This is a genomic window from Psychrobacter sp. H7-1, assembly GCF_904846585.1.
Lineage (GTDB): Bacteria > Pseudomonadota > Gammaproteobacteria > Pseudomonadales > Moraxellaceae > Psychrobacter > Psychrobacter raelei.
In genome coordinates, this window is sequence record NZ_CAJHBH010000012.1 from 40,571 (window position 1) to 65,223 (window position 24,653).

Sequence of the window (24,653 nt, forward strand, 5' to 3'; positions counted from 1 at the left end):
GATATCAGATCTTGTGAGTAGCCACAGGATCATCAATGTGCACGTACTGATTGAGCAAATCAATGGCCTCATCAATGCAGTTACACACCACCAGTCTTTCTAAGTCTTGCTGCTTCATAAACCCTTGCTCAGTGGTGTGATTAAGGTGCGCTATCAGGGGATCATAAAATCCATTGATGTTTAGAATAATCATAGGTTTTTCGTGCTGATACAACTGGCGCCAAGTGGCAATCTCCATAATCTCTTCAAGAGTGCCAAGCCCTCCTGGCAGGGTGATAAAGGCATCAGCGTACTCTGCCATAATTGCTTTGCGGGTGTGCATGGTATCGGTCAAATGAAGACGCGTCAGCCCTTTATGAGCAATCTCATGATCCAGCATAAAGCTTGGTATCACGCCCACTGCTTGCGAGCCACCTTCAATGACGGTATCAGCCACAGCGCCCATCAGTCCTATACTTGCGCCGCCATAGACCAAGCCCATGTCATTTTTTGCTAAGGCAGTACCCAGCTCTCTAGCTGCTGCTTCATAAACTGGGCTATTGCCCATGCGTGACCCACAGTATACCGCCACAAGACGCTGCTTGATTGAGGCTTTGTCTACTACCTGTGTCACATGCTCAACATCTTTACTGGTTATGGTGGTGCTATAGCTCATGTTCGTTGCGCTATTCGCTTGAGTGTTTAAGGATTGTGTCATAAATAAGTGCCATGTTAAGAATTAAATATCGGTATAAATAATCAGATGAACCATAATAACATAGTCTGTAATAACACAATTTATCACTGTGTTCTGATTTAGTTTATCGGCTGTACAAAACGGCAAATTAGGTGACTTGTCTGTCTACATTGATCACACTATAACCCATAAAAATTGAGTATTATAAGTAACTATTAACTCTATCTTAACTTAAGACACTCACTTACAGGGCAGTTATTATGAGTACATCTCTTGAGAAAACCACCAATATTAACGATTTAAAGCATCAAGCCGTTAATACCACTGACTCAAACTCACCCAGCACCTTAATCATTATGACGGAGCGTAATCAGCCACTTACCGCCACGCTGTATTTGCCTGAGCAGACCTTAGCTGATGACATCAAAAACGCCATTATGATAGCGCCAGCCACCGGCATTAAACGCTGGTTTTATAACAGTTTTGCCACCTATCTTGCCAGTCAAGGCTTTGGGGTGATTACTTATGACAATGAAGGCATTGGTGACTCATTAACCTCTGCGCTCTCTAAATGTGATGCGTCATTAATCAGCTGGGGACGTCACGATGCCACCGCCGTACTAGACGCCTTGCAGCAACAATTTCCAAACGCCAAATACCATCTGGTGGGTCACAGTGCAGGCGGTCAACTTATTGGCTTAATGCCCAATTATCAAGCACTGTCCTCTGTATTCAACGTGGCCTGCTCCTCAGGCCGTATTAAGAATATGGAGCTACCTTTTAAGGCACAAGCTATGGTCTTTATGGACGCCGCCATTCCGCTAGGCAATCTTATCTTGGGCTACACGCCCTCTGATAAATTTAATATGGGTGAGCCACTGCCGCGTGGTGTGGCCAAGCAGTGGCGTGATTGGTGTAATGGCAAAGGCTATATCAAGACCGCCTTTGGCAAAACTGTATTTACCCATTATTATGATGAATTAGATACCCCCTCACTATGGCTTAACTTCACCGATGATGACATTGCCAATGCCAAAAACGTGGACGATATGCTCGCTGTATTTACAGCCATGCCAGCCAAAAAACGTATGATAAGCCCCAAGGAATTTGGCTTAAACCACATCGGCCATATGAAATACTTTAGCAGTAAAACCCATGCTAAAGCGCCCAAGCTTTGGCAAATGGCAACCGACTGGATTGTAGAGCATGGTGATGTATCAGCTTAGCGTATCGGCTTAGCATGGCTCGCACAAGTTAAGATTAATGCCATAAAAAAGCTTTCTGGCTGCCGCTTAGAAAGCTTTTTTTGTCTCTGCTGTAAGCTGACACTCTCGCTTTATCGGTGAGTATTACCACATTTAATCTCGATAAGATGCCAAGTATCATTTCGGTAAGTGCTTGCTATGATAGATACACCCTATACCATGGCGCTTGTTATACTCGCCATATCACTTTAATAAATGCCCACTAATATAACTGATATGACTGATATGACTGATATTTGCGCTTCACAGATATCCTTGCAGACATCTGGGCCATGGCAGCAGTATAAGCGCCCTTTTGTTCGCGACTTGGCCTTTGCGCTTGCCTGCCCTGATGCATTGACCCACTGGATATCCCCCAACTCAAATCTGGTATCGCCTAAGATTGATGTACATCCGCCTGATTTTTGGTACACACAATACACCACTTATGCTGAGCGCTTGCATCACTTAGATAACACCACAGCTTATCAGGAGTTAACACGTTATCTTATGTCACGGCCAAGCCCTTATCGTCTGGGCTTTCACTTTGAGGGGTTGATGCATTTTTGGTTAGAAGATGGTTATCGCCTGCAATTACACCCCTATGAGGTCGTCGCTCATAATGTTCAGCTGTATAACGGGATGCAGACCACCGGCGAGCTGGATTTTATTTTGCGCAATAAAGACACCAATGAAATAGAGCACTGGGAGCTGGCAATAAAGTTTTATCTGGGCTCTGCACCTTATGGCTTTGCCAATTGGGTCGGTATCAATAATAAGGACACTCTTGAGCGCAAATTGACGCATATGCAGACCAAGCCGTTTCGTAGTCTATGGGTAGATTTGGATTTTTATGAAAAGGTAAAAATTGATAAACGTTACGTGGTGATGAAGGGGCGGTTTTTCCGTCCCAATGAGGCCAGTTTTGTACGTCCACAATGGCTAAATGAGCACTTCCCCTTACACACTTGGTATCAGGTTGACAGTAAAGCTGAGCTTGACGCCTTAGCGATGCCCAATTTGCGGCCAGCACATTATATTGAGTGGATTACCAATCGCCCCTTTTATGAGGCTGGATTTTTGACTCAAGGTAGGCCATTGCTACTCGACCCCACGCTTAATAAGGCTGAGCTGAGTCGGCGCCGTCACCGTTTGGCCCAGTGGCCGTATAGTCCGTTACGCCTTGAACACATTGATACCAATTTATATTTTAATGAGCAGCAGCCCGTGGTGTTGGTAAGACCGCAATAAGTACCATGCATGACACCTATAACCACAACCCACAAGCATAAAAAATCCTCTTTAACGGCGGTTAAAGAGGATTTTTAAAGCAACTGATTATTTAAATCCGTTAATTAAGCTGAATAAGCTGCCACTAACGGGCCATGCGCCATACGCTAACTTGACCTGATTTGGTTTGAGTCAATAGATAGCCTGAAGCTGAGGTGAGCTTATTAATAGCGCCTTTAGTCTGAGTGCGGCTAACAATACGGCCATCTTCTGGCGATAAGAAGTGCACCACACCGTCCAAGTCACCAATAGCAATGTAGTTACCCACACGCTCAGGGTTACTGAGCTGACGATACGCTAGGTCATCATTTTCCCATAATAATTCACCAGTTTGACGGTTGTAAGCTTTTACCTTACCGTCTAAAGTGGTGCTGATCACTGCTCTGTCCGTCACAGCCAAGCTGTTTTTACTGGCGGCCTCTTGCAAAAAAGTAACCTGACCACTTGCTAAGTCTGCGGCCAACAGCTGACCACTATAGCTGACTGCCAATAGCTGACCTTGATCGACTGTAGGGGTACCATCGATATCCGTCATGCGCTGAATTTCACTGGCGCCTGAAGGGATTCCCACACGGCGGTTCCATAACGGAATGCCGGCCTCAATATCAACAGCGTGCAAACGGCCATCTGCACCGCCTAGCAGCGCGGTACGCTGATCTAGCAAGGTAGGCTTCGCACTGCCACGCACACTGATGCTTGGTGTTTGAGTGGTGAATTTCCAAATCGACTCACCGGTTTGCAGTGACAAGCCATGCATCACGCCATCATTGGCAGAAAGCAGCACTCGATTATTGTGAATAAGCGCCGGTGCTAGTACGGTACCACTTAGCTTGTTTTGCCATTTGATGCTGCCATCTGCAGTATTTAAGGCCACCACACGTGCAGACTTCGTGGTCACTACGGCAGTTTGACTGGCGCCGTCAAAGGCCACGCCGCCCACGATATCCTCTTTTAAGTCGGTGCTCCATAACGCCTGACCATTAAGACCATAGCTGGAGACTTTGCCTGAGTTTGAAGCAGCTACGATTTGTTTACCATCAAATCCCACCTCAAAGCGGTTGACGTCCGCAAGCTTTGAGCGGCCGCTAACATTGGTCTGTAGCACTGGCTCCACCACATTAACAGACTGCTCTAGCTGCACCAATTTGGTGGGCTTATGCTGTTCAGGCTTAATGGTTTTGCCACAAGCAGAAACCAAGGCAATAGACACACATAAAAGACTAATTTTAGAAGCTTGTGCTATAACACCGGCTCGTGAGTTTGGGGTTTTGTTGTTCTGCATATTAGATCAGCTCAATTGGTTAAAAGTCATAGCACACTAAAAAACGGCTTTAGGGTTTTTGGTACTAATCTTATTGTTGTGTATGTTATAACAAATTCGGTTGTAAACAAAAAGTCCAATGGCCTATTATTGTACTTACTTATTGTAACGCAGGCTTACTGAGCCTGACCTGCCTCACCTTGTGCATCCGACGCTTGAGCGGCTGCCAGCTGCGAGAGCGCGGCTTCAAGAGCAGCATCTGATTCACCCTCTGCAGGCTGCTCCACATTCTCAGGCATATTCACAACAGGAGTCGTCGGTTCAATGGCTTCAGGCGTTACCCCTAAGCTTTCAAGCTTTAAGCGCAAAAACGGACGCTCTTCATGACGCTTAGACAAAAGGCTCCATGCGTTTTGATAGGCACGCAGCGCTTTTTCATCTTCTTTTTGAGCCAGATAAATATCACCCAATAGCTCTTGCTGAGTCGCTTCAAAGGCCACAGGCACATCGGTAGATGCTTGAGTTAATGCGCCATCGATATCCCCATCACTCAGTAGCACAGAGGCATAACGAAGCTGGGTTAGCGCATGAAGACCTGGGTCTTTAACATCAATCTCCATCGCCTTTTTTAAGGCCGCAGCGGCGGTTTTATAATCTTTTGCATCCACAGCATTACGCGACTTAATCATCAGCGCTTGCCAAGCATAAATGGTTGAACCATGCTTGGCCACAAGATCATCAATGTCTGAGTTGAGCTTTTTGCTGGCGGCGGCATCTACTTGTGGCGCACCCATTAGCTCATCATTGGCCGTCTCAATAGCCGAGTACTTATCGGCAGCTACAGTATCGGCTTTTAGACCCGAGTTTTGTAGATAGGTCCAGCCAAAGTAACCAATTAATGCCAATAAAATAGCACCTATGATATAGCCGGCAGCCTGCTTTAGCTTGTCCATTGAAGGGGTCTCACCGCTGTTGTTCAAGTCTGGTGAAGTGGGCGTGGGACGTTTGGCCATAAATCTACCTAATATATTAATAACTAAATATTTAAATTGCGGCGTACTGCCGAAAGCTCAAAACAAGGAGCAATAACTGCTTGGTGATTATAGACGAAAGTTTTCGGCGCTGTGTAGCCATAATTTATCTTGGCTCACCTGCTCACCAGTGTGCATGGTCTTGACACTAATGGTGCCATTTTCTACTTCATCTTGCGCTAAAATCACAGTTAACTGAGCCCCTGATTTGTCGGCTTTTTTCATTTGCGCCTTTAGACTACTGGCACTGGCCATTTTCACTCGCAGATCACTACGTGCCTGTCTTAACGACTGAGCATACAACAGTCCCTGCTGGTATAAGTCGGGATGCACCACAACGAATACATCACAAGCAGGTTGTGCTTGAATAGGGTTCACGGCTTGTACCAATAACAATAAGCGCTCAAGACCCATAGCAAAGCCGACGGCGGGTTCTGATTTGACCGCTTTGGCTTTGTCTTCTGACTTACCGATAGATTTGAGCTGACCGATAAGTCCATCATAACGACCACCGGCACAAACTGTGGCCTGCGAGCCGAGCTTGTCAGTGACCCACTCAAATACGGTTTTGTTGTAGTAATCCAGCCCGCGAACCAAGTTTGGATTGACCACATACTCGATGCCTAAGGCGGTTAAATACGTCTTTAGCTGCTCAAAGTGCGCTTTACTGTCTTCGCCTAAGAAGTCAGCCAAGCGAGGCGCTTCCATTAATAAAGCTTGGGTATTTGGGTCTTTGCTGTCTAAGATACGCAGCGGATTGGTGGTCAATCGGCGCTGACTGTCTTCATCTAACTGCTCTTTTTTGGTCTGTAAAAACTCAACCAACGCGCTGCGATAGGCTTTGCGCTCATCAAGCTCCCCTAAGCTGTTAATCTCTAAGCTAAGCTCATGGTCAATGCCTAAGCGCTGCCACATTAAGTAGGTCATGGCAATTAGTTCAGCTTCCACATCCACATGCTCACTACCAAAAGCTTCTACCCCTAATTGGTGAAACTGACGGTAGCGGCCTTTTTGCGGCTGCTCATAGCGGAACATCGGACCCATGTACCAAAGCTTCGGACTGTCGCCGCGCAATAAGTTATGCTCAATTACAGCACGGACAGCACCAGCGGTACCTTCTGGACGCAGGGTAATGGGGGTTGGCGGATCAGACTTATCGGTGAAGCTGAACATCTCTTTTTCTACGATGTCTGTGGCATCGCCAATGGCGCGTGCAAACAGCTGTGTCTCCTCAACGATAGGCAAACGAATCTCTTCGTAACCGAACTGATCTAGCGCTTGTTTTAACATCGCCTCTAGTTGTCGCCACTCGCTACTGGGGCGACTGGTGGCGGTCTCTACCTGCAAAATATCGTTAAACCCTTTGATTGATTTGATCATACTTATTGCCCAGATTATTTTTTTGAGAAACGCTTATCTTGCGTTTTATAAGAACAAAGCAGCCATTCACAAAATGGCCGCGTTACATTAGCCCAAAGTGCTCGCTACTGGCTACCATCGACGCGTAGGATTTCATTGGCAGCTTGTTTTTCGGCCGCCGCCACACGCTCACGTACCATTTTTTCGATATTATCTACCAAGGTATTGGTATCAATGAGGTGGCTCTTCTCACCTTGCAAATACACCAGTGAATTGGGGGATGCACCCACCACCCCGATATCTGCCTCTTTGGCTTCACCAGGCCCATTCACCTTACAGCCGATAACCGACACATCCATCGGCACCCGTACATCTTCTAAACGGGCCTCTAACTGATTCATTACCCGAATCACATCGAACTCTTGGCGTGAACAGCTGGGACAGGCAATAAAGTTAATGCCGTTGGCACGAATATTAAGTGACTTTAGAATATCAAAGCCAATTTTAATTTCATCTTCAGGCTCGGCTGCCAATGAAATGCGGATGGTGTCGCCGATGCCGTCTAATAACAAACCGCCTAGAGCAATGGCAGATTTAACCGTACCGGTACGATAAACACCTGCCTCGGTTACACCTAGATGTAGTGGATTATCAATTTGTTGCGATAACAAACGATAAGCATCTAAGGTCAAAAACACATTACTGGCCTTCACCGATACCTTATATTGATCGAAGTTTAAGCGATCTAAGATGTCAATGTGACGCATGGCCGACTCGACCATGGCCTCACCGGTAGGCTCGGTGTATTTGCGCTGAATCTCTTTTTCTAATGAACCGGCATTGACCCCGATACGAATGGGAATATTGTAATCACGGGCACAGGCCACCACTTCACGCACTTTGGCATCATTACCAATATTGCCTGGGTTAATGCGCAAGCAGTCTGCACCCGCTGCCGCCACAGCCAATGCAATCTTATAATCAAAATGCACATCAGCAATCAAAGGGATATTGACCCGCTTTTTGATTTCGGCAAAGGCAGCTACCGTGTCCATGGTCGGTGTTGAGATACGCATCATATCGGCTCCTGCATCCACACAGCGCTCAATCTGCGCGACTGTAGCATCCACATCACAGGTGTCCGTATTGGTCATGCTTTGTACGCTAATGGGGGCATCTCCACCGACTGCCACATCACCGACATAGATTTTTTTGGTTTGACGACGTTTTATTGGAGAGGGAGTTGACATAAGACTTCTCAGTTGACTGGACATTTATAAAAAGCGTATTACAAGGTAGGTCGGCTAGCAGCGCATAAACGTCTATGTCGCTGCCGCTTTTATTTTTAAAACTTGCCAAAAATAAAGATGATAAAGACCTCTTATGGCGCTAGGCTAAAGTTGGCTTTATTGTCTTGAGCAAAATCGTTTAGCTCAATGGGCTGACCATTTAAATTCAAGGCCACATTTGAAACTTGATCAATTTGAATTTTAAAGGGTGCTTTACCCGCAAGCTTGTAGCTACCTGCAGACTGATTGCCGCTTAATAAGGTATTACCTGTGGCATCTACCACATTTAGCTGCGTATTGGCACTGACTGTCAAATCCAAATTGGCATCAGTGGTGTTGCTTGCCACCGCTGAGCCTGTATTATCTAAGGCACTACCGCCACTGACCACAGCGGTATTAATGGCAGCGCCTGCCGACTGTTCGCTGTCTGATAGGTCATCGACCAAAGCGTTGTCATCGGTTTCAACAGCGGTCGCATCTTGCGCATTAGAGACGGTGCGAATTAAGAATACCGCCAACACAATCAGACCGATAACCCCCAGCACCAATAAAGGATTGATACGAATAGAGCGTCGGCCTTCGCGTTGTAATGTACCCATAGGCTTAAGTGGCGACTCAATATCATCGACACTCTTTTTCTTTAGCTCATCGGGATAGTTACGGTTAAAGCTATCAACGATTTGGTCGGGATCTAAACCCAAAAACTTAGCGTAATTAATCACAAAACCACGCGCAAAAGCTGCTTGAGGCAACGATCTAAAATCTTCAGCTTCAATGGCTTCTAAATGACGGTTTAGAATAAATAGCTCGGCAGCCACATCATCTATGCTCAGATTTTTGTCGATGCGAGCCTGCTTGAGTCGATTACCAAATGAGCCGACATTTTGGTTGGATGTGTCTAAATTAGCGGTTGACGGGTCTTTTTTATCTATGTCCATGATGCCTCTGGGTTACGAATCCAAACTTTTAGCTTTTTGGCTTCTTCACTATGCGAAAAGTCAGCTCAAAGCTGTCGCGAATGTTGTCTTTATAAGGATAATTTTTATCTTACTGTCGGTTTTATAGGTATTCCGATTGTATCTTGTAGCGCTTTCAGCCTAACCCCTTGTCTTATCATACGAGGGGTTTGGGCGTCGTCACCTAGCTGCAGATGCATCTCATTATACAAATTTTGGGCATAAGCCACCTCACCACTGTCTAATAAGAGATCAACCAACTCTAAATGTGCACTAACATTGCCGCGATCAAGCTCAAGTACTTGCACGGCAGCTTGACTGGCCAATTGGGTGTCGCCAAGCTGCCGTGCAGTAAGGCCTAGGTTTTGTAACGCCTTTATACGTCCCTCATACCCTAAGGCTAAGCCAGCTATTTTAAATTGCGCCAGCGCCGCTTGATACTGGCCACTTTGGGACAAATACACCCCATAGTTATTATGCGCCGGCATAAAGCTTGGGTCATGCTTGATCGCTTGACGAAAAAAGCTGTCTGCCTGAGCCCAGTTGTGCGCACTGCCCTCACGCTGTAGTAGCAGTGCCTGCATATCATAAGCGGGCGCATACGCCTTATCCGCCTCAAGCGCTCTATTAAGCTGGCGCTGTGCGGCATCTAACTGGCCTGTATTTAAATACTGCGCCGCCATCTGTGTTCTTATGTCGGCCACTTGCCTACTCGCAGTTGGCGCACTATGAGCAGGCCCATTTACGCCTGTCACTGAGCCGATAGACTGGCAGCCTATCATTAAAAGCGGTACGCTAAGCAGCAAGCTTGCATAACACAAACGGGTCAATCTAAAGTGCGTCAGGCGCAACCTACTATGGGCACTCGATGAGTTAAAGCCATACTGCTGCCTGCTGGTTGTCATCGATATCCTTATAAAGGGCTTGCGCCAATTGCACCTTAATGGCTAAGCGTTAATATACCATCCTGTAAACAGTATTGTAACGACCTAGCCTAGATTGTGCACCTAAAACATATAAACTTTTTATCATAATGCAAGCAGGCTTAAGGTTTCAAGTGCTTAAAGACTAATAAATACTCATGACAGTTAATCTATTGCCGCTACTAACCCTCGCTTTGCTGCTCATTGGCTGCACGCTGTTTAATACTTTGCTGCCATTTTGCCGAGCGGCGGGTTCTGTCTGCCACCTGCCCGACCAGCTGACCACAAGCTGCATCAATGTCATCGCCACGAGTTTGACGAATAGTACACACAAACCCTGCATTATTTAAGATGTTGCTAAAGGCATGGATGCGATTGTTACTTGAGCGGTCGTAAGGCGCATGCGGGAACGGATTAAATGGAATTAAGTTAATCTTACTGGGTAGGCCGTCTAATAAGGCCACCAACTGCTGTGCATGCTCATCGCTATCATTGACGCCCGCTAGCATCACATACTCAATGGTCACATGTTTTTTGTGGCGCGGATTGTTGTCATGGACATACGCCTTGGCCGCAGCGATAAGCTCACTTAGTGGATATTTTTTATTAATGGGCACCAGCTCATTGCGCAGCTCATCATTGGGCGCATGCAACGAGATGGCTAACGCCACATCAATATCCTTGTAAAGCTCATACATCTTGGGCACAACCCCTGATGTCGATAAAGTCACACGGCGCTTTGATAACCCATAAGCATGATCTGAGAGCATCAGACCCATAGAGGACACCACAGGCGTATAGTTCAACAGCGGCTCGCCCATGCCCATCATCACCACGTTGGTCACATTGTTTTGCCACTCGGTGCTATCAACCCCTTCCATATACGACGCATTGGCCACCCAAAGCTGACCGATGATTTCGGCAGCGGTCAAATCCCGCTCAAAGCCTTGTTTGCCAGTACTACAAAAGCTGCAATCGAGCGCACAGCCCACTTGCGATGAGATACACAGGGTTTTTCGCCCATTGACCTTGCTGTCATCAGCAGGAATCAATACGGTCTCAACCAATGAGCCGCCAGCCACTTTAAACACCCATTTACGCGTGCCATCTTCGCTAAACTCTTTGTGCACCACTTCAGGCAGCTCAATACACGCCTGCTCGCTTAACTTCTCACGCAGACCCTTGGATAAGTTGGTCATTTGTGCAAAGTCAGTGACCCCGTGCTGATAAATCCATTTCATAACCTGAGTGGCACGAAATGGCTTTTCACCAATGTGTTTAAAATACGCACCCAATTGCTCTTGGTTCATACCCAAGATATTGGTTTTGGTCGGGGCATTAGGATGGAATGTAGCGGGCGTGCTGTCTGCAGGCTGCATGGGGATTTTGGTCATGATGACTTATCTAACCTAAGTTGGATGTGTGGATGGGTATACAGATGATCAATCAAGGCTGATTGATAAGAGGTTGTCACTCTATTTGACGTATTATAACTTAATTTGATGACTTATATTGATACAAGCCTCTATGTTATCAAGATGTTATCAAGCCCGACATACACTGGCTGTGAATTAACAATGAAAAAACGGCTAAGCACTCAGCTCAGCCGTCTTTTTGTTAGGCTAATGCCCAACGGGTGTGATAAATACGGTGTTATACATGCATTGTCTAACACTTACAACATAAGTCAAATTAACGAGTACGGTCTAGCACTTCGTTGTCGCTGAAGAAATAAGCGATTTCACGTTTTGCTGATTCAGCAGAGTCTGAACCATGTACGGCGTTTTCATCAATGCTTGAAGCGAAATCTTTACGGATTGTGCCTTCAGCAGCTTCCGCTGGGTTAGTGGCACCCATGATTTCACGGTGCTTAGCGATGGCGTTTTCGCCCTCTAATACAGACACAACCACAGGACCTGACGTCATGAAAGATACTAGGTCATTGTAGAATGGACGTTCTTTGTGCTCAGCATAAAAACCGCCAGCTTTTTCGTCGTCAAGATGTAGCATTTTTGCGCCAACAATCTTAAGACCCGCTTCTTCAAAACGGCTGTAAATAGCGCCGATGTGGTTGCCGCCTACAGCATCAGGTTTGATGATAGATAAAGTGCGTTCGATAGCCATGATTAAGCTCCTTAAATTAAGTGAAGGGATTGCAAATAAAACAGGGTATAAAAGACACAGCCACTTTAGTAGCACTTATGCCTTTAAACTGCGCTTATTATAACGGCTCAGCTTCTAAATGATAGGAAAAAATAAATCTCGTTCGCAAAATAGAAACAATTAGACACCAAGACTTAACTTTTATGTCTTATTTTTTAGCCGATTTTAGGGGTTGACTGCAGTCTTGCTGTGTTTAAATCACCTCACTATTTTGACCCAACTATCACATAACCTTGTGCTAATCTTGCGCTAACCTTGCTGTTATTTTATAGCCTCTAAATTTTAACCAAAATACGGGACGAAAGTGCGCCTAAAATTAGGTTTCAGAGCAAATATTAGCTATAATTGGCGCCGTATAATTAAGGCCCAGAGAAAGCTGACTGATGACGCATCACTGCCCTAATGATTTAGTGGATTTGGTTGAGAGAGAACAACCGCATATCCGCCCTAATTTCACCCACTGAGTTAATAGCAAAACCTGTAACAGCACTAGCCATATCATTTAATCCGTCCCATTCTATCCCGTCTCCTATTTATATGTATGCACAGAGCTTTTGGTTCTTGGCAGGGAGGACTATTTATATGATTTTTGGCGCAATAAATAAAGGTGAAAGGCCGGCATTCATAATGAACAAGTCAGTACTAAAAGCTCATATGCAAACCTAACTATTAAAAAACGTATTACAAACCTTGATACTAACGCTTAAATACTAACCCCTTAAACTAACATATCAATAAAAGTGACAAAGGATATTTCATGCCACAATCTCAAACTGCCCCACGTACTAAAGCACAAAGCATTGAACGTAATGAGCGCCAATACCAAGTGGGCGTACTAAAAAGATATGGCCTATTAATAGGTGTCTCATTAATTACTGTTATTGCCGTGTTATTGTCGATTTGGTGGTTGGCCCTTTTGGCTGGTGTGCTGGTCATGGTCGGTATCTATGACTTATTACAATCCAAACATGCCGTGCTATACAACTACCCTATTGCCGGTCATATCCGCTACTTTTTGGAAAGCTATCGCCCTGAGATTCGCCAGTACTTTATTGAAAATGACAAAGAAGAAGTGCCTTTTTCACGCCAGCAGCGCGCCTTGGTCTATCAGCGTGCTAAGAATGTCAGTGATACCAATGCATTTGGTACGCTAGATGACTTATATACTCAAGGCAAAGAGTGGTTTTTACAATCTCAAACCAGCCACCTTCTAGATGTAGAGGATTTTCGCATTATCGTGGGGAATGAGCACTGTAAACAGCCTTATTCTATGTCGGTATTTAACATCTCAGCGATGAGCTTTGGTAGTCTATCAGGCAATGCGATTATGGCATTGAACCAAGGCGCTAAAATGGGCGGCTTCGCTCATGATACTGGAGAGGGCGCCATCAGTCCTTATCACCGCAAGTTTGGTGGCGATCTAATTTGGGAGCTGGGCACGGGCTACTTTGGCTGCCGTGATGATCACGGTAACTTTAATCCAGAGCTGTTTGAGATGCATGCCAAAGAAGATCAGGTAAAAATGATTGAGGTTAAATTATCTCAAGGCGCCAAACCAGGCAAAGGCGGTGTCTTACCGGCCGAAAAGATTACAGAAGAGATTGCCCAAACTCGCCGCATCCCAATGGGAGAAGACTGTGTATCGCCCTCTACCCACTCAGCCTTTAGTACCCCGCGCGAGCTGGTTCATTTTTTACAGCAGCTGCGTGAGTTATCTGGTGGTAAGCCTGTGGGCTTTAAGCTATGTATTGGTCAGCCTTGGCAGTTTATGGCAATAGTCAAGGCCATGATTGAAGAGGACAACTATCCTGACTTTATCGTGGTAGATGGCGCAGAAGGTGGTACGGGCGCTGCTCCTGTAGAGTTTATGGACAGTGTGGGTATGCCATTAATTGACGGCTTTTTATTTGTACACAACACCCTAGTGGGCGCAGGTATTCGTGATAAAATAAAAATCGGTGTCAGTGGTAAGATTGTCTCAGCCTTTGATATTGCCAAAATGTTGGCACTGGGGGCAGACTGGTGTAACTCGGCGCGCGGCTTTATGTTCGCAGTCGGCTGTATCCAATCTCGCTCTTGTCATACCAACACCTGTCCGACCGGTGTGGCAACCCAAGATCCGTATCGCGAAAAAGCACTGGACGTGCCCAGCAAGTCTGAACGTGTGGCAAGCTTCCATAAAAACACGCTAAAATCACTGGCCAACTTCGTCGGCGCTGTGGGTCTATCGCATCCTTACGACTTACACCCTTATCATGTGGCACGTCGTATGGATGATGGCTCCATCAAGCTATTGTCTAGATGCTTTTACTTTATAGATGAAGGGGCGTTATTGACCATGAATGCCCGTTCAGAGATTTATAATCAGATGTGGGTAATGGCAGATCCCGATAGTTTCAAAGCCGATAACGAAGCCTATATTGCTTATAATGAAGACTCACGTCACACCCATAAAAATGCGGCGGTGGACACTGAGCACTTAGTATTCCCAACCGATATGTAATCTTGTTTAAAGGCCCCTTTATGACCCTAACCCAGCTCACACTCAACTTGCGTAAACCTTCCTTGATGATGAGCCTGGCGTTAGGGACATTATTGGCCTTAACCGGCTGCAAACACGAAGAGCTTGATGATTTCATTCAAAGCGTCAAGGGCGCCGCTGACTCTGACGAGCAGTTTTGTCACTCAAGCTCACAGCCTTTTAATCATGCTTTATGCAGTATTTCACAAAGCCAGCTATCGCAAGCACAAGCGCCTTTATCGCTGCGCTTATTTTGGAAATCTGGCCAGTGGCAAGCGGGTGAAAATCAGTCACAAGCCGCCATTGTCGATCAAGATAAATCTCATGAGCCGCTTTATAAGTTTGATACCCTGATTAAAGATTTGCCCAAAGACAGCGAGCTGAAGTTTGCTGCCAATGCAGGTATGTATGATGGCAACTTTGCTCCTATTGGCTATACGGTCATCCAAGGCCGACAGATATTATCGCTCAATTTAAAGCAAGGAGGTGGTAATTTTCATTTACTACCCAATGGCGTATTGTGGTGGGATAAGGCCAATCACGTGCATATCACAGAAAGTACACAGCTTGATGCGATGCTAAAAAGTGGCGAAGCCAAACCTTGGTATGCTACCCAATCTGGCCCTATGCTGGTGATTGATGGTCATATCCATCCCAAGTTTAATAATGATAGCACCTCCAAAAAAATCCGTAATGGTGTGGGGGTCTGTGACGGCGGTCAAATCCATTTTGTGACCAGTCGTGAGCCGGTCAACTTTTATCAGTTTGCCCGTTTTTTTAAAGAGGATCTGCACTGCGATAATGCTCTGTTTTTAGATGGTGGGGTGGCCTCCGCTTTGTACGCGCCGGATGTTGCTGCTCAAGAAGAAAAAAACATGGGGGTCATGGTGGGACTTATTGAGACCCATCCTGACTCACAACATGATCAGTAACCCTCACGGGCCAACTAAGCGCAATAGCCCACCCTTTCTTCATGGATTTTTGCTACAATGTGCGCTAAATTTTACCCTCTATTTAATAGTCGTACTTAACCTCATATCCAAGGGTCGTTTTTATTGATTGTTATTGATGAGCGATCTTCCACTTTATTTTATTACCTTAAATCACATCAAATTAAGAGAGACAAATCATGGGCTTTAATTGTGGCATCGTGGGCTTACCAAACGTTGGAAAATCAACTTTATTTAATGCGTTAACCAAAGCGGGTATTGCCGCAGAAAACTTTCCATTTTGTACCAAAGATCCTAACGTCGGTATCGTACCTGTACCTGATCCACGTCTAAACAAACTGGCCGAAATTGTAAAGCCTGAGCGTGTATTGCCGACCACTATGGAATTTGTGGATATTGCTGGTCTGGTAGCTGGCGCATCACAAGGTGAAGGGATGGGTAACCAGTTCTTAGCCAATATCCGTGAGACCGATGCGATCGCTCACGTGGTACGCTGCTTCGATGATGACAACGTCATCCACGTAGATGGCCGTGTCAGCCCTATTGATGATATCGAAACCATCAATACTGAGCTGGCTTTGGCTGACTTAGAAGCCGTTGAGCGTGCTATTGTGAACTTGACTAAAAAGGCTAAGGGCAATGACAAAGATGCTCAAGCCACCCTTGATGTGTTCAAAAAAATCGAACCTTTATTGGCCGAAGGCAAAGCTGCGCGCGGTGCCAACTTAGATCAAGATGAGAAAAAGCTGATTAAAAGCTATGGCCTAATTACTTTAAAGCCCACCATGTATATTGCCAACGTCAGTGAAGATGGATTTGAGAACAATCCTTATCTTGACGCTGTTCGTGACTATGCTGCCAAAGAAGAGGCAATCGTATTGCCTTTATGCAACCAAATTGAAGCAGAAATCTCTCAATTAGATGAGGCAGATAAAGCCGACTTCTTAGAGGGCATGGGCATGGAAGAGGCAGGTCTTGACCAAGTCATTCGCTTGGGCTACAAACTGCTCGATATGCAAACTTACTTCACCGCTGGTGTTAAAGAAGTACGTGCTTGGACTGTCAAAGTGGGCGCCACAGCACCTGAAGCGGCTGGGGTTATCCACACTGACTTTGAGCGCGGCTTCATTCGTGCCGAAGTGATTGCTTATGAAGACTTCATTGAGCATGGCGGCGAAAAAGGCGCAGCTGCTGCCGGTAAATCTCGCTTAGAGGGCAAGACCTATATCGTCCAAGATGGCGATGTGATGCACTTTAGATTTAACGTGTAGCTTTAGCTTTACGCTGATAAAAAGTAAATAGCAGCTCACGTTACTTAGGGTAAAAGACTCTTTATTTTGCCCTAATGCTGAGACCTAAAAAAAGCCGACCTTGTAAATAACTCAACGGTCGGCTTTATTTTAAGATATTATTGTTATAATATAACATACTATTGTGGCTGTATTTTCGGCTGGATCTAACCCAGCCTGTTATCGCTAACTTGCGTTTGCTATTTTATAGGATTTTTTATGTCACCTTTGTCTTTTTACCATCGATTGACTTTAGCCTCTGCTCCTCAAATGACAGGTGGTCGTTTGAGCGGTTTATTACTACTTAGCGCCTGTCTAGGCTTGACGGCTTGCCAGCCTAATGAGCCCTCGAATGCCTCCAACACCGATACCCAAGAGCAGCATGAACATTCTGAACATTCTGAACATGACGATCATCAGACTGATCACGCAGAGCATGGCCATGACGAACATGACGAACAGGCTCATGACGAACACGATGAGCATGACCATGAGGCAGCCGCTCATCATCACGACCATGCCGACCAGCCACGTATCACCTTTAAGTGTCAGCCTGAAGGCGACATTAGCGTCTACTATCATAACGATGATGAGCCAAAGACCGCCCACCTACTGTTAGATGGCCTAGAGTATGACTTAGTTGAAGACAGCAACCTGCCCGCACAGACTTATATCAGCAGCCTTGGTCTAGATGACAGCCACGGCTTAGTGTGGCAAGTACAAGATAAGCAGGCGAGCTTATTTTCAGTGCCTACCGCACTTGCTAAAGCCAAATCAATTACCGAACAAGCTCATCTTGAACAGCAAAATAAACTATACGACTGTCAGCAAACCGGCCAAATGTAGCCGCTCTCTGATAAACAATCACAGATAAGCGGGCTATAAAATGAGCGGTGGGTGGTTTTGGTGCCCGGTGATAAAAAATAGCACATAAGACGGGGCATGGGTTTTTCTGGTATGCTAATTAACACTGTTTTTTTGTTGATTTGGTGACTTATGACCCAGCCTGTTGATTTTACTGCCCACCCTCACTTAGTAGATACCCCGAAGCCTGAGCGAGTCTCTGCCAATAAGCGCTGGTCGTACCTATTTACCGACCGCCGCTTGGGCAGTATTCAAAAACGCCCCTCCCAAGAAAAATCACGCACGCCGTTTCATAAAGACTATGACCGCTTAATCTTTTCGCACTCATTTCGGCAACTCAACCAAAAGACTCAAGTACACCCACTGACCAATCAGATGGGCATTCATACTCGGCTTACCCATTCACTTGAGGTATCGAGTATCGGCCGCTCCTTAGGCATGATGGCTGCCGAAAAGCTGCAAGACAAGCTACCTGAAGGCTTGCCGCGTGGGGTTAGCGTCGCTGATGTTGGGGTAATTGTACAGGCAGCCTGCTTAGCGCATGATATCGGCAATCCACCCTTCGGCCATGCCGGCGAGTATGCCATCCGTGACTGGTTTAATCAGCCCAGTCAGCAACAATTCTTAAGTCATTTAACACCGGCTGAGCGCTTAGATTTGCAAGGCTATGAAGGCAATGCTCAAGGTTTTAGGCTCCTAACTTGTAATGAGCATCACCCTGATCGTGGTGGCATGCGCTTGACTTGCGCGACCTTAGGTGCCTTTATGAAATACCCGTGGCTGGCCAAACACAGCAATCCGCTACAACATAACCAGAGCGCTGCTTTATCTGCTCAAAGTGCAGAGCCTTTTACGCCGCCGGCCCCTTTTATCAGTGCCCTAAATATCAAAAAATATGGCTGCTTTAATAGTGAAGCCCCTTTACTCGATAAGTTGGCCGGACAACTTAGGCTGCCCTATTCACAAGAACACGATGGCTACGCCCGCCATCCCCTAGCCTACTTGCTAGAAGCTGCTGATGATATCTGCTATGCGCTGATTGATTTAGAAGATGGCATTCATCTTAATATGGTGGATTATCAGCAAGTTGAGCCGCTGATGCTGGGTTTGATTGGGTCACGTGGGGCACCGCCTGAAGTACTAAACAATGCGCCTGTAGGCCAAAAACTGGCAGCCTTGCGGGGCCGGGCCATGATGCGCCTAGTAGATAAGGTCACCCAAGCCTTTGTTACCCATGCCGATGCCATGTTGGCCGGCGATATGCGCGGCAGTTTATTTGATCACTGTGAGCCCAGTGTCAGTGAAGGCATTGCTCAGGCCAAAGCATTGGCCTCTACCCAAATATTCGCCCATCCCAGCAAGATTCGGATGGAGCTTATGGCCAATCGCTGCCTACAAACCCTACTGGATGCCTTTATGCCATTGGCATTACTACCCCTAACCCAGCAGCCACCACACTTTGAGCAAAAGCATTTATTACATCTACTCAACCAACATTTACATACCCTAAATCGACAGCTTAGTGAAAATGTATATGATAATTCATTAAACATTTTAGACTTTATTACCGGAATGAATGACCATGAAGCCTACCGTTTGGCGCAAGATTTAAATGGTATTGGTGATAAGGTATGGTAGTCTAAGCACACAACCTGCCCGCTTGCATGATTTTGTTGTTGGCTTTAAGGCGTACCTATTCGTTCAACTAGAGGCAGCTTGCCTCGCCTAACCTTTTGTTTATTAGCCACGAGAGTGTTTTATCATGACCACCCCCAACACCCTTAATTTAAATACCCGCGAACAAAAAAAGATGCAGACCCGACAAGCATTTTTTAACGCGGTGCTTGATTTGTGTATGATGGGTCAATCCTTTGCCTCCATTAGTTTGCGCCAAGTGACTCGTGAGGTGGGGGTTGTGCCTACTGCCTTTTACCGTCATTTTGATGATATGGAAAGTTTGGGCAGAAGCTTAGTAGAAGAAGAGCTTGGTGAAGCCTTATCTACCTTACGTAATGGTTTGCAAATGGGGCGCACGCGCAGCTTTGATCGTCAAATTGCCAATAGCATTCAACTATTTTTTGCCTCGATTGATGAGCACCCTCGCTATTGGCAGTTTTTAGTCAGTGAGCGCTTTGGTGGCTCAGAGTCAGTGCGCAACGCCATTGCTGCCCAAATTAAGCTATTTGCTAAAATTATGGGCGAAGATTTAGGCATACAGCCGGCGTTTAGTCATATCAACTCCGAAGACAGACGCTTGTTGGCTGAGGCTGGGCTCAATTTATTTTTGACGTGGATTATTGATTGGCTGGATCTGACCTATTCACAAGCACACGATGAAGAAAGCGACTTAACAGGCGTCAGTGCTAAAAAAGATTTGATGCTTAGACAATGCACACGCCAAGCACAAATGCTGTTCTATGGTGCAGAGAATTGGCGCTCTAATGAGGCCACCTTGTTGCCTAATGATTAATACCTAATCGGTAAGCGATAATACCTGATAGGTTAGGACATCTACGATCATCTACCCTGCAAGAAAAAGCCCTTTAATCGTTAAAGGGCTTTTTTACCGCATACTTTATAACACTAAGAGGCCTGCGACTGCATATGAGCTTCACTTTCTGAATCAATCTGATTGACCAGATCGACCATGTCATCGTCCTCTGCATCCAAGCTTGGATACTGTTTGGGTAAATCTAGCATTTGCTGTATTAATGCCACTCGAAGCGTATCACGACGGCCTAAATAACGCTGATAAAAGCTTGAATTAAGCAAGCTTGCCCCGCCTTGCCCTATCGCCCAAATGGTCGATAAGTAATCACGGGTACTTAGACCACTGTTTTGGGTTTGTAGATATTGACTGCTAATATCAATAAGGCGTTTCATACGCGCCCGTCTAATCTCATACAACTCACCAAACATACGGTTTAGGCCTTGTGCAGAGGCGGCCAGACGCTCTTCTATCTGATTAAAAAGCAGGGCTTTTTGCGGATTCATAAGCTGCTGCAAAATCATACGTGACACACCCGCTGAGGCACTGTCGTCAATCTTGTTAATGTCAAACAGCTGCTCTTCATAACGAATAATTATGCGCAGATACAGCTCATCTTTACTAGAAAAATGCTTATACAGCGTACCCTTTGCTAAATCTAGCTGATCGGCCAAACTGTCTAAAGTAATGTCACCACTTCCTGCTTCAAGTAAGAGCTGCTCAGCGGTAGCCAAGATCTTCTCTTCACGGTTCTTGAATTGCTGCTGCCTACTCATGCAAACTCCTAACCTTGTATAAACTTTGATGAATAATATCTACTCGAACCGGCCTGTAATCACATAGGCCAAAACACAAGATGATTATGACTGAGTGGTCATAAGCTCATAGGATACCCATTTTATGAGCATTGTGCCAGTAAATCCTCGAAATTTTTTGTGGTTAATGCGCCAACCTCTTCTGCACTTATCCCAAACAAATCACCCAAACAAGTTGCGACATAAGGCACATAAGCCGGCTCATTAGACTTACCACGCTTTGGCACTGGCGCCAAATAAGGGCTGTCAGTCTCAATAAGCAGTCGATCTTTTGGCACTTTTAACGCCGCATCACGCAAGCTTTGCGCATTTTTAAAGCTAACAATTCCTGAAAATGAGATATAAAAACCCAAGTCTAAGGCTTTTTTTGCAGTCTCCCAGTCCTCTGTAAAGCAGTGGATAATACCATGCTCAGCTTTTTCTGCTTTTAAGATATCTAAGGTGTCATGCTTAGCTTCACGAGTATGTACCACAAGCGGTTTTTTTAACTGCTGACTGGCCGCAATGTGACGCGCAAGGCTTGCTTGCTGCTCTTTTTTATTCTCATCACTCCAGTAATAATCCAGACCCGTCTCGCCGATGGCCCACACATGATCAGGTGCTGCCATCTGAACCAAACGCTCAACGGTAGCAGCCTGTAGCACCTCCAAGTCCTCACAAGGATGGATGCCCACACTCATGCCCAGATTAAGCTGCTCATCGCCGAACTGGGTAATAATGTCATAAATCTCATCATATTCTGCAAAATCGCACATGATGGCCATAGCTCGGCTCACATTGGCCTGCTTCATGGCCGTAATAACACCCTCTAATTTGCCATCGTGCGGTGTCAAATCCAAACGGTTTAAATGACAGTGACTATCGGTAAACATATACACTCTTTTTTTAGTAAAATGGGATGGCTTCTAGCAGCCAATAGTGTCTATTATCGTTATTAATAGGTCAAATTCAAGGCAGCCTCAGTAACTAATGTTTAAATTTAACCTCATTCATCCTGAAGTTGGTTTTAACTACGGTGTGATGCTTAAGCTGGCGTGATAGACACAATACACAGCGTTGAGTCAGAGCAGCTGTGTGTCGATGACTGCATTTGAAAACCAATGTCATAGTGCTTATAGCGCATAAAATAAATGCGCTTTGTATCTTGTTGACGATAAGCTGGACGAGGGTCTTGGGCAATTAAACCGGTAATAATCAATTTGTCTTCTGAGTCAATCCCACTACCTGCTTGCTGACATAAGTCGTCAAGCTGTGACTCAGCCTGAGGGCTTAAAACGACAGGTTTTAGCTTGGGTTTATCAGGCGCAAACCCACTGACCGCATCTGTCAGCGCGTCACTATAAGCAAGATAGGGCTTAATATCGATAATTGGTGTGCCGTCGACCATATCAGCGCCCGTTATATGCAGCCGCACTGCCCCTGACACTACCTCAACCTTCACCAACTTTACTACCGATAACCCCAATTGCGACGGGCGGTACGTGCTGCGTGTGGCAAACACCCCAAGCTTAGTATTGCCGCCCAATCTTGGCGGACGAACTTTGGGTTTAAACCTATGGCCTGACTCAGCGTTGTCTTGAGGGCTATTTAAATGATTGTGGTGGGTATGCCAGCTGATCCACAGATGACTAAAGTCTTCAATGCCAAGAAAGGCCTCAGGCATATCATACGGCGTCACCATCTCAATGACACTGGGCAACGCCACAAGATTGGGCTGGCGGGGAATACCAAACTTCTGAGACAACGCAGAGCGGTGATAGCCGATAATCGGCAAGGTTATCTGCTGCGTATCTGGGTGAAAATCATCTTGTGACATACTGTCTTTAACACCTTGTGGTTGATTTCGATGGCTAATGGCTGACTCACGTTAGGCTTAATCACGCTAACGCCTCACCTTGACTCTATTTTAATACATTATTTGAATCTGAACGGACATCAAACCGCACAGTAATCGTTGAGGCATACCCTCGCAAGGCAGAATATCCTTAACTCATTGACCAAAAATACTGGCTTATAATTTTTTTAACATCCGTTATTCCATTTTATTATGATGCTTTAATGCATTTTTACACTTATTGCCGTTATGATAAGCAATAATTTGTTATGATGTGCAGCTTAAAAATTATGCCTGAACTCGCCGCGATGTGAACCGCTGTTGGCGAACTGTCATCAGGCATCTATTTATCTCAGCGGCCACATGGCTCTGAGGCGTCATAAATTATTATGACCAGTTGTCAAACCTTATCTATTAGAGCTCACTTTTAAACTCTTCTCGCCATCATTATTTATTGAGGCCTTTATGTCAAAATTTCATACCGAAACAGTGACTTACGTACACCACTGGAATGACTCATTATTTACTATCAAAACCACTCGTGATGCCGGCTTACGCTTTCGTAACGGTGAATTTGCTATGATTGGTATCATGGTAGATGGTAAGCCGCTGATGCGCGCTTATTCTATCGCCAGCCCAAATTACGAAGAGCATTTGGAGTTCTTTTCAATTAAGGTACAAGACGGCCCATTAACTTCGCGCTTACAGCATATTAAAGTGGGCGATGAGCTTATTATCAGTAAAAAACCTACCGGCACGTTGGTAGTCGACGATTTATTGCCCGGCAAAAATCTGTATATGCTCTCTACCGGTACCGGTCTTGCACCCTTCTTATCTTTGTCTCGTGACCCTGAGGTCTATGAGAAGTTTGATAAAATTATTCTTTGCCATGGCGTGCGTAAAGTTGAAGACTTAGCTTATCGCGAAATGTTCGAAGAGACCTTACCTAATGATGAGTTATTTGGTGAATGGTATCGTGAAAAATTCATCTACTATCCTACGGTGACCCGCGAAGACTTCCGCAACACTGGCCGTATCACTGATTTGATGCGCTCAGGCAAGTTGTATGAAGACATCGGTTTACCACCTATCAATAAAGAAGATGACCGCGTTATGATCTGTGGTAGTATGCCTTTTAACGCTGATATTTCTGAGATTTTGGATGCTGCAGGCTTAACGGTTTCTCCACGTATGGGCGTGCCTGCTGATTATGTGGTTGAACGTGCTTTCGTAGGTTAATAGCCCTTGGCGTAAAAATAGCATTAAAACTTCTTGACCCTATTTCAGAAGTTGCTATAATACGCATCCTAGCTTATCTACCCACTTATTGAATTCAATAAGAGCAAGCTAACCCTACATGCCGGTGTGGTGGAATTGGTAGACACGACGGATTCAAAATCCGTTGCCTTTAAAAGCGTGTCGGTTCGAGTCCGACCACTGGTACCACTATACGAAACCCTTACAGTCTATGGATTGTGAGGGTTTTTTATTGCGTAAATTATTTATAAATTGGTCGAGTAATACTAGCGTCAAATAAAATTTTGATACTATCTTGATACTTTAATACATCTGTATGGTAATCACCCCGAAAAACAATAACACGTAAAAGTAGAAACTAACTGCTAAAATACCAGCAGGAGATTTCGACATGAAAAAATCAAGATTTACCGACACTCAGATTGTTAATATACTCAAACAAG

Annotated in this window: 21 protein-coding genes and 1 tRNA gene; 10 read left to right on the top strand and 12 right to left on the bottom strand. The window is 45.4% G+C overall.

Going from position 1 to position 24,653, the window contains the following annotated elements:
* Positions 1–4 precede the first annotated feature (4 nt).
* Positions 5–697: a TIGR00730 family Rossman fold protein gene (locus JMX92_RS05705; RefSeq protein WP_227675278.1), complete on the bottom strand. Its 693-nt coding sequence runs from the start codon at positions 695–697 to the stop codon at positions 5–7.
* Positions 698–936: 239 nt separating this feature from the next.
* On the opposite strand from JMX92_RS05705, the gene JMX92_RS05710 reads away from it, so the two are divergent.
* Both JMX92_RS05710 and JMX92_RS05715 read left to right on the top strand, forming a co-directional pair.
* Entirely contained in the window at positions 937–1,902 is a 966-nt protein-coding gene (locus JMX92_RS05710; protein ID WP_264755947.1) for an alpha/beta fold hydrolase, read from the top strand.
* Positions 1,903–2,166: 264 nt separating this feature from the next.
* Entirely contained in the window at positions 2,167–3,171 is a 1,005-nt protein-coding gene (locus JMX92_RS05715) for a DUF1853 family protein (protein WP_227675279.1), read from the top strand.
* A gap of 124 nt (positions 3,172–3,295) precedes the next feature.
* Here JMX92_RS05715 and bamB read toward each other — a convergent pair whose 3' ends face one another.
* The 8 genes from bamB to ndk form a co-directional block, all read right to left on the bottom strand.
* Positions 3,296–4,492, bottom strand: coding sequence for an outer membrane protein assembly factor BamB (gene bamB / locus JMX92_RS05720; protein ID WP_155587523.1), 1,197 nt, complete (start codon positions 4,490–4,492; stop codon positions 3,296–3,298).
* Between the two features lie 155 nt (positions 4,493–4,647).
* Positions 4,648–5,484 carry a YfgM family protein gene (locus JMX92_RS05725; protein ID WP_011961117.1) on the bottom strand — a complete coding sequence of 279 codons (837 nt, stop codon included), beginning with the start codon at positions 5,482–5,484 and terminating at the stop codon, positions 4,648–4,650.
* An 87-nt stretch (positions 5,485–5,571) separates the two neighbouring features.
* Positions 5,572–6,882, bottom strand: a complete 1,311-nt coding sequence (gene hisS, locus JMX92_RS05730; RefSeq protein WP_201544418.1) for a histidine--tRNA ligase — start codon at positions 6,880–6,882, stop codon at positions 5,572–5,574.
* Between the two features lie 104 nt (positions 6,883–6,986).
* Positions 6,987–8,111 carry a flavodoxin-dependent (E)-4-hydroxy-3-methylbut-2-enyl-diphosphate synthase gene (ispG, locus tag JMX92_RS05735; RefSeq protein WP_041773354.1) on the bottom strand — a complete coding sequence of 375 codons (1,125 nt, stop codon included), beginning with the start codon at positions 8,109–8,111 and terminating at the stop codon, positions 6,987–6,989.
* Positions 8,112–8,242: 131 nt separating this feature from the next.
* On the bottom strand, positions 8,243–9,088 hold the full coding sequence (locus JMX92_RS05740) for a RodZ domain-containing protein (protein ID WP_201544419.1): 846 nt from the start codon (positions 9,086–9,088) through the stop codon (positions 8,243–8,245).
* Between the two features lie 104 nt (positions 9,089–9,192).
* Positions 9,193–10,011 carry a tetratricopeptide repeat protein gene (locus JMX92_RS05745; protein WP_201544420.1) on the bottom strand — a complete coding sequence of 273 codons (819 nt, stop codon included), beginning with the start codon at positions 10,009–10,011 and terminating at the stop codon, positions 9,193–9,195.
* A gap of 200 nt (positions 10,012–10,211) precedes the next feature.
* Positions 10,212–11,423, bottom strand: coding sequence for a 23S rRNA (adenine(2503)-C(2))-methyltransferase RlmN (rlmN, locus tag JMX92_RS05750; RefSeq protein WP_413775360.1), 1,212 nt, complete (start codon positions 11,421–11,423; stop codon positions 10,212–10,214).
* 298 nt (positions 11,424–11,721) lie between these two features.
* On the bottom strand, positions 11,722–12,153 hold the full coding sequence (ndk, locus tag JMX92_RS05755; RefSeq protein ID WP_011961123.1) for a nucleoside-diphosphate kinase: 432 nt from the start codon (positions 12,151–12,153) through the stop codon (positions 11,722–11,724).
* A 796-nt stretch (positions 12,154–12,949) separates the two neighbouring features.
* Here ndk and JMX92_RS05760 point away from each other — a divergent pair.
* The 6 genes from JMX92_RS05760 (at position 12,950) to JMX92_RS05785 (ending at position 20,286) form a co-directional block, all read left to right on the top strand.
* Positions 12,950–14,695: an FMN-binding glutamate synthase family protein gene (locus tag JMX92_RS05760; protein WP_201544421.1), complete on the top strand. Its 1,746-nt coding sequence runs from the start codon at positions 12,950–12,952 to the stop codon at positions 14,693–14,695.
* 20 nt (positions 14,696–14,715) lie between these two features.
* Entirely contained in the window at positions 14,716–15,645 is a 930-nt protein-coding gene (locus JMX92_RS05765; protein WP_201544422.1) for a phosphodiester glycosidase family protein, read from the top strand.
* Positions 15,646–15,842: 197 nt separating this feature from the next.
* The gene (gene ychF, locus JMX92_RS05770; protein ID WP_011961126.1) at positions 15,843–16,934 is read left to right on the top strand and encodes a redox-regulated ATPase YchF; all 1,092 of its coding nucleotides are present in this window, start codon (positions 15,843–15,845) and stop codon (positions 16,932–16,934) included.
* Between the two features lie 237 nt (positions 16,935–17,171).
* Positions 17,172–17,798 (top strand): hypothetical protein, encoded by a 627-nt coding sequence (locus JMX92_RS05775; protein ID WP_201544427.1) that lies wholly within the window; start codon positions 17,172–17,174, stop codon positions 17,796–17,798.
* A gap of 150 nt (positions 17,799–17,948) precedes the next feature.
* Complete coding sequence (locus tag JMX92_RS05780) at positions 17,949–19,454, top strand: deoxyguanosinetriphosphate triphosphohydrolase (RefSeq protein ID WP_110816925.1); 1,506 nt, start codon at positions 17,949–17,951, stop codon at positions 19,452–19,454.
* A 124-nt stretch (positions 19,455–19,578) separates the two neighbouring features.
* On the top strand, positions 19,579–20,286 hold the full coding sequence (locus JMX92_RS05785; RefSeq protein ID WP_011961129.1) for a TetR family transcriptional regulator: 708 nt from the start codon (positions 19,579–19,581) through the stop codon (positions 20,284–20,286).
* Positions 20,287–20,399: 113 nt separating this feature from the next.
* Here the strand turns inward: JMX92_RS05785 and JMX92_RS05790 are convergent, their stop codons facing one another.
* The 3 genes from JMX92_RS05790 to tsaA form a co-directional block, all read right to left on the bottom strand.
* A complete protein-coding gene (locus tag JMX92_RS05790; protein WP_201544429.1) occupies positions 20,400–21,080 on the bottom strand; it encodes a TetR/AcrR family transcriptional regulator in 681 nt (226 codons plus the stop codon).
* Positions 21,081–21,202: 122 nt separating this feature from the next.
* A complete protein-coding gene (locus JMX92_RS05795; protein ID WP_110816927.1) occupies positions 21,203–21,991 on the bottom strand; it encodes a TatD family hydrolase in 789 nt (262 codons plus the stop codon).
* Between the two features lie 152 nt (positions 21,992–22,143).
* Positions 22,144–22,935, bottom strand: coding sequence for a tRNA (N6-threonylcarbamoyladenosine(37)-N6)-methyltransferase TrmO (tsaA, locus tag JMX92_RS05800; RefSeq protein WP_201544431.1), 792 nt, complete (start codon positions 22,933–22,935; stop codon positions 22,144–22,146).
* A 483-nt stretch (positions 22,936–23,418) separates the two neighbouring features.
* Between tsaA and JMX92_RS05805 the strand changes: the two genes are divergently transcribed.
* Positions 23,419–24,192, top strand: a complete 774-nt coding sequence (locus tag JMX92_RS05805; protein ID WP_011961133.1) for a ferredoxin--NADP reductase — start codon at positions 23,419–23,421, stop codon at positions 24,190–24,192.
* A 120-nt stretch (positions 24,193–24,312) separates the two neighbouring features.
* Positions 24,313–24,399 (top strand) — tRNA-Leu (locus JMX92_RS05810).
* Positions 24,400–24,653 lie beyond the last annotated feature (254 nt).

Excerpts from the sequence above, each read along its gene's own strand:
- JMX92_RS05705 (WP_227675278.1), bottom strand. The coding sequence starts at position 697 with ATGACACAATCCTTAAACACTCAAGCGAATAGCGCAACGAACATGAGC.
- JMX92_RS05710 (WP_264755947.1), top strand. The coding sequence starts at position 937 with ATGAGTACATCTCTTGAGAAAACCACCAATATTAACGATTTAAAGCAT.
- JMX92_RS05715 (WP_227675279.1), top strand. The coding sequence starts at position 2,167 with ATGACTGATATTTGCGCTTCACAGATATCCTTGCAGACATCTGGGCCA.
- bamB (WP_155587523.1), bottom strand. The coding sequence starts at position 4,492 with ATGCAGAACAACAAAACCCCAAACTCACGAGCCGGTGTTATAGCACAA.
- JMX92_RS05725 (WP_011961117.1), bottom strand. The coding sequence starts at position 5,484 with ATGGCCAAACGTCCCACGCCCACTTCACCAGACTTGAACAACAGCGGT.
- hisS (WP_201544418.1), bottom strand. The coding sequence starts at position 6,882 with ATGATCAAATCAATCAAAGGGTTTAACGATATTTTGCAGGTAGAGACC.
- ispG (WP_041773354.1), bottom strand. The coding sequence starts at position 8,111 with ATGTCAACTCCCTCTCCAATAAAACGTCGTCAAACCAAAAAAATCTAT.
- JMX92_RS05740 (WP_201544419.1), bottom strand. The coding sequence starts at position 9,088 with ATGGACATAGATAAAAAAGACCCGTCAACCGCTAATTTAGACACATCC.
- JMX92_RS05745 (WP_201544420.1), bottom strand. The coding sequence starts at position 10,011 with ATGACAACCAGCAGGCAGCAGTATGGCTTTAACTCATCGAGTGCCCAT.
- rlmN (WP_413775360.1), bottom strand. The coding sequence starts at position 11,423 with ATGACCAAAATCCCCATGCAGCCTGCAGACAGCACGCCCGCTACATTC.
- ndk (WP_011961123.1), bottom strand. The coding sequence starts at position 12,153 with ATGGCTATCGAACGCACTTTATCTATCATCAAACCTGATGCTGTAGGC.
- JMX92_RS05760 (WP_201544421.1), top strand. The coding sequence starts at position 12,950 with ATGCCACAATCTCAAACTGCCCCACGTACTAAAGCACAAAGCATTGAA.
- JMX92_RS05765 (WP_201544422.1), top strand. The coding sequence starts at position 14,716 with ATGACCCTAACCCAGCTCACACTCAACTTGCGTAAACCTTCCTTGATG.
- ychF (WP_011961126.1), top strand. The coding sequence starts at position 15,843 with ATGGGCTTTAATTGTGGCATCGTGGGCTTACCAAACGTTGGAAAATCA.
- JMX92_RS05775 (WP_201544427.1), top strand. The coding sequence starts at position 17,172 with ATGTCACCTTTGTCTTTTTACCATCGATTGACTTTAGCCTCTGCTCCT.
- JMX92_RS05780 (WP_110816925.1), top strand. The coding sequence starts at position 17,949 with ATGACCCAGCCTGTTGATTTTACTGCCCACCCTCACTTAGTAGATACC.
- JMX92_RS05785 (WP_011961129.1), top strand. The coding sequence starts at position 19,579 with ATGACCACCCCCAACACCCTTAATTTAAATACCCGCGAACAAAAAAAG.
- JMX92_RS05790 (WP_201544429.1), bottom strand. The coding sequence starts at position 21,080 with ATGAGTAGGCAGCAGCAATTCAAGAACCGTGAAGAGAAGATCTTGGCT.
- JMX92_RS05795 (WP_110816927.1), bottom strand. The coding sequence starts at position 21,991 with ATGTTTACCGATAGTCACTGTCATTTAAACCGTTTGGATTTGACACCG.
- tsaA (WP_201544431.1), bottom strand. The coding sequence starts at position 22,935 with ATGTCACAAGATGATTTTCACCCAGATACGCAGCAGATAACCTTGCCG.
- JMX92_RS05805 (WP_011961133.1), top strand. The coding sequence starts at position 23,419 with ATGTCAAAATTTCATACCGAAACAGTGACTTACGTACACCACTGGAAT.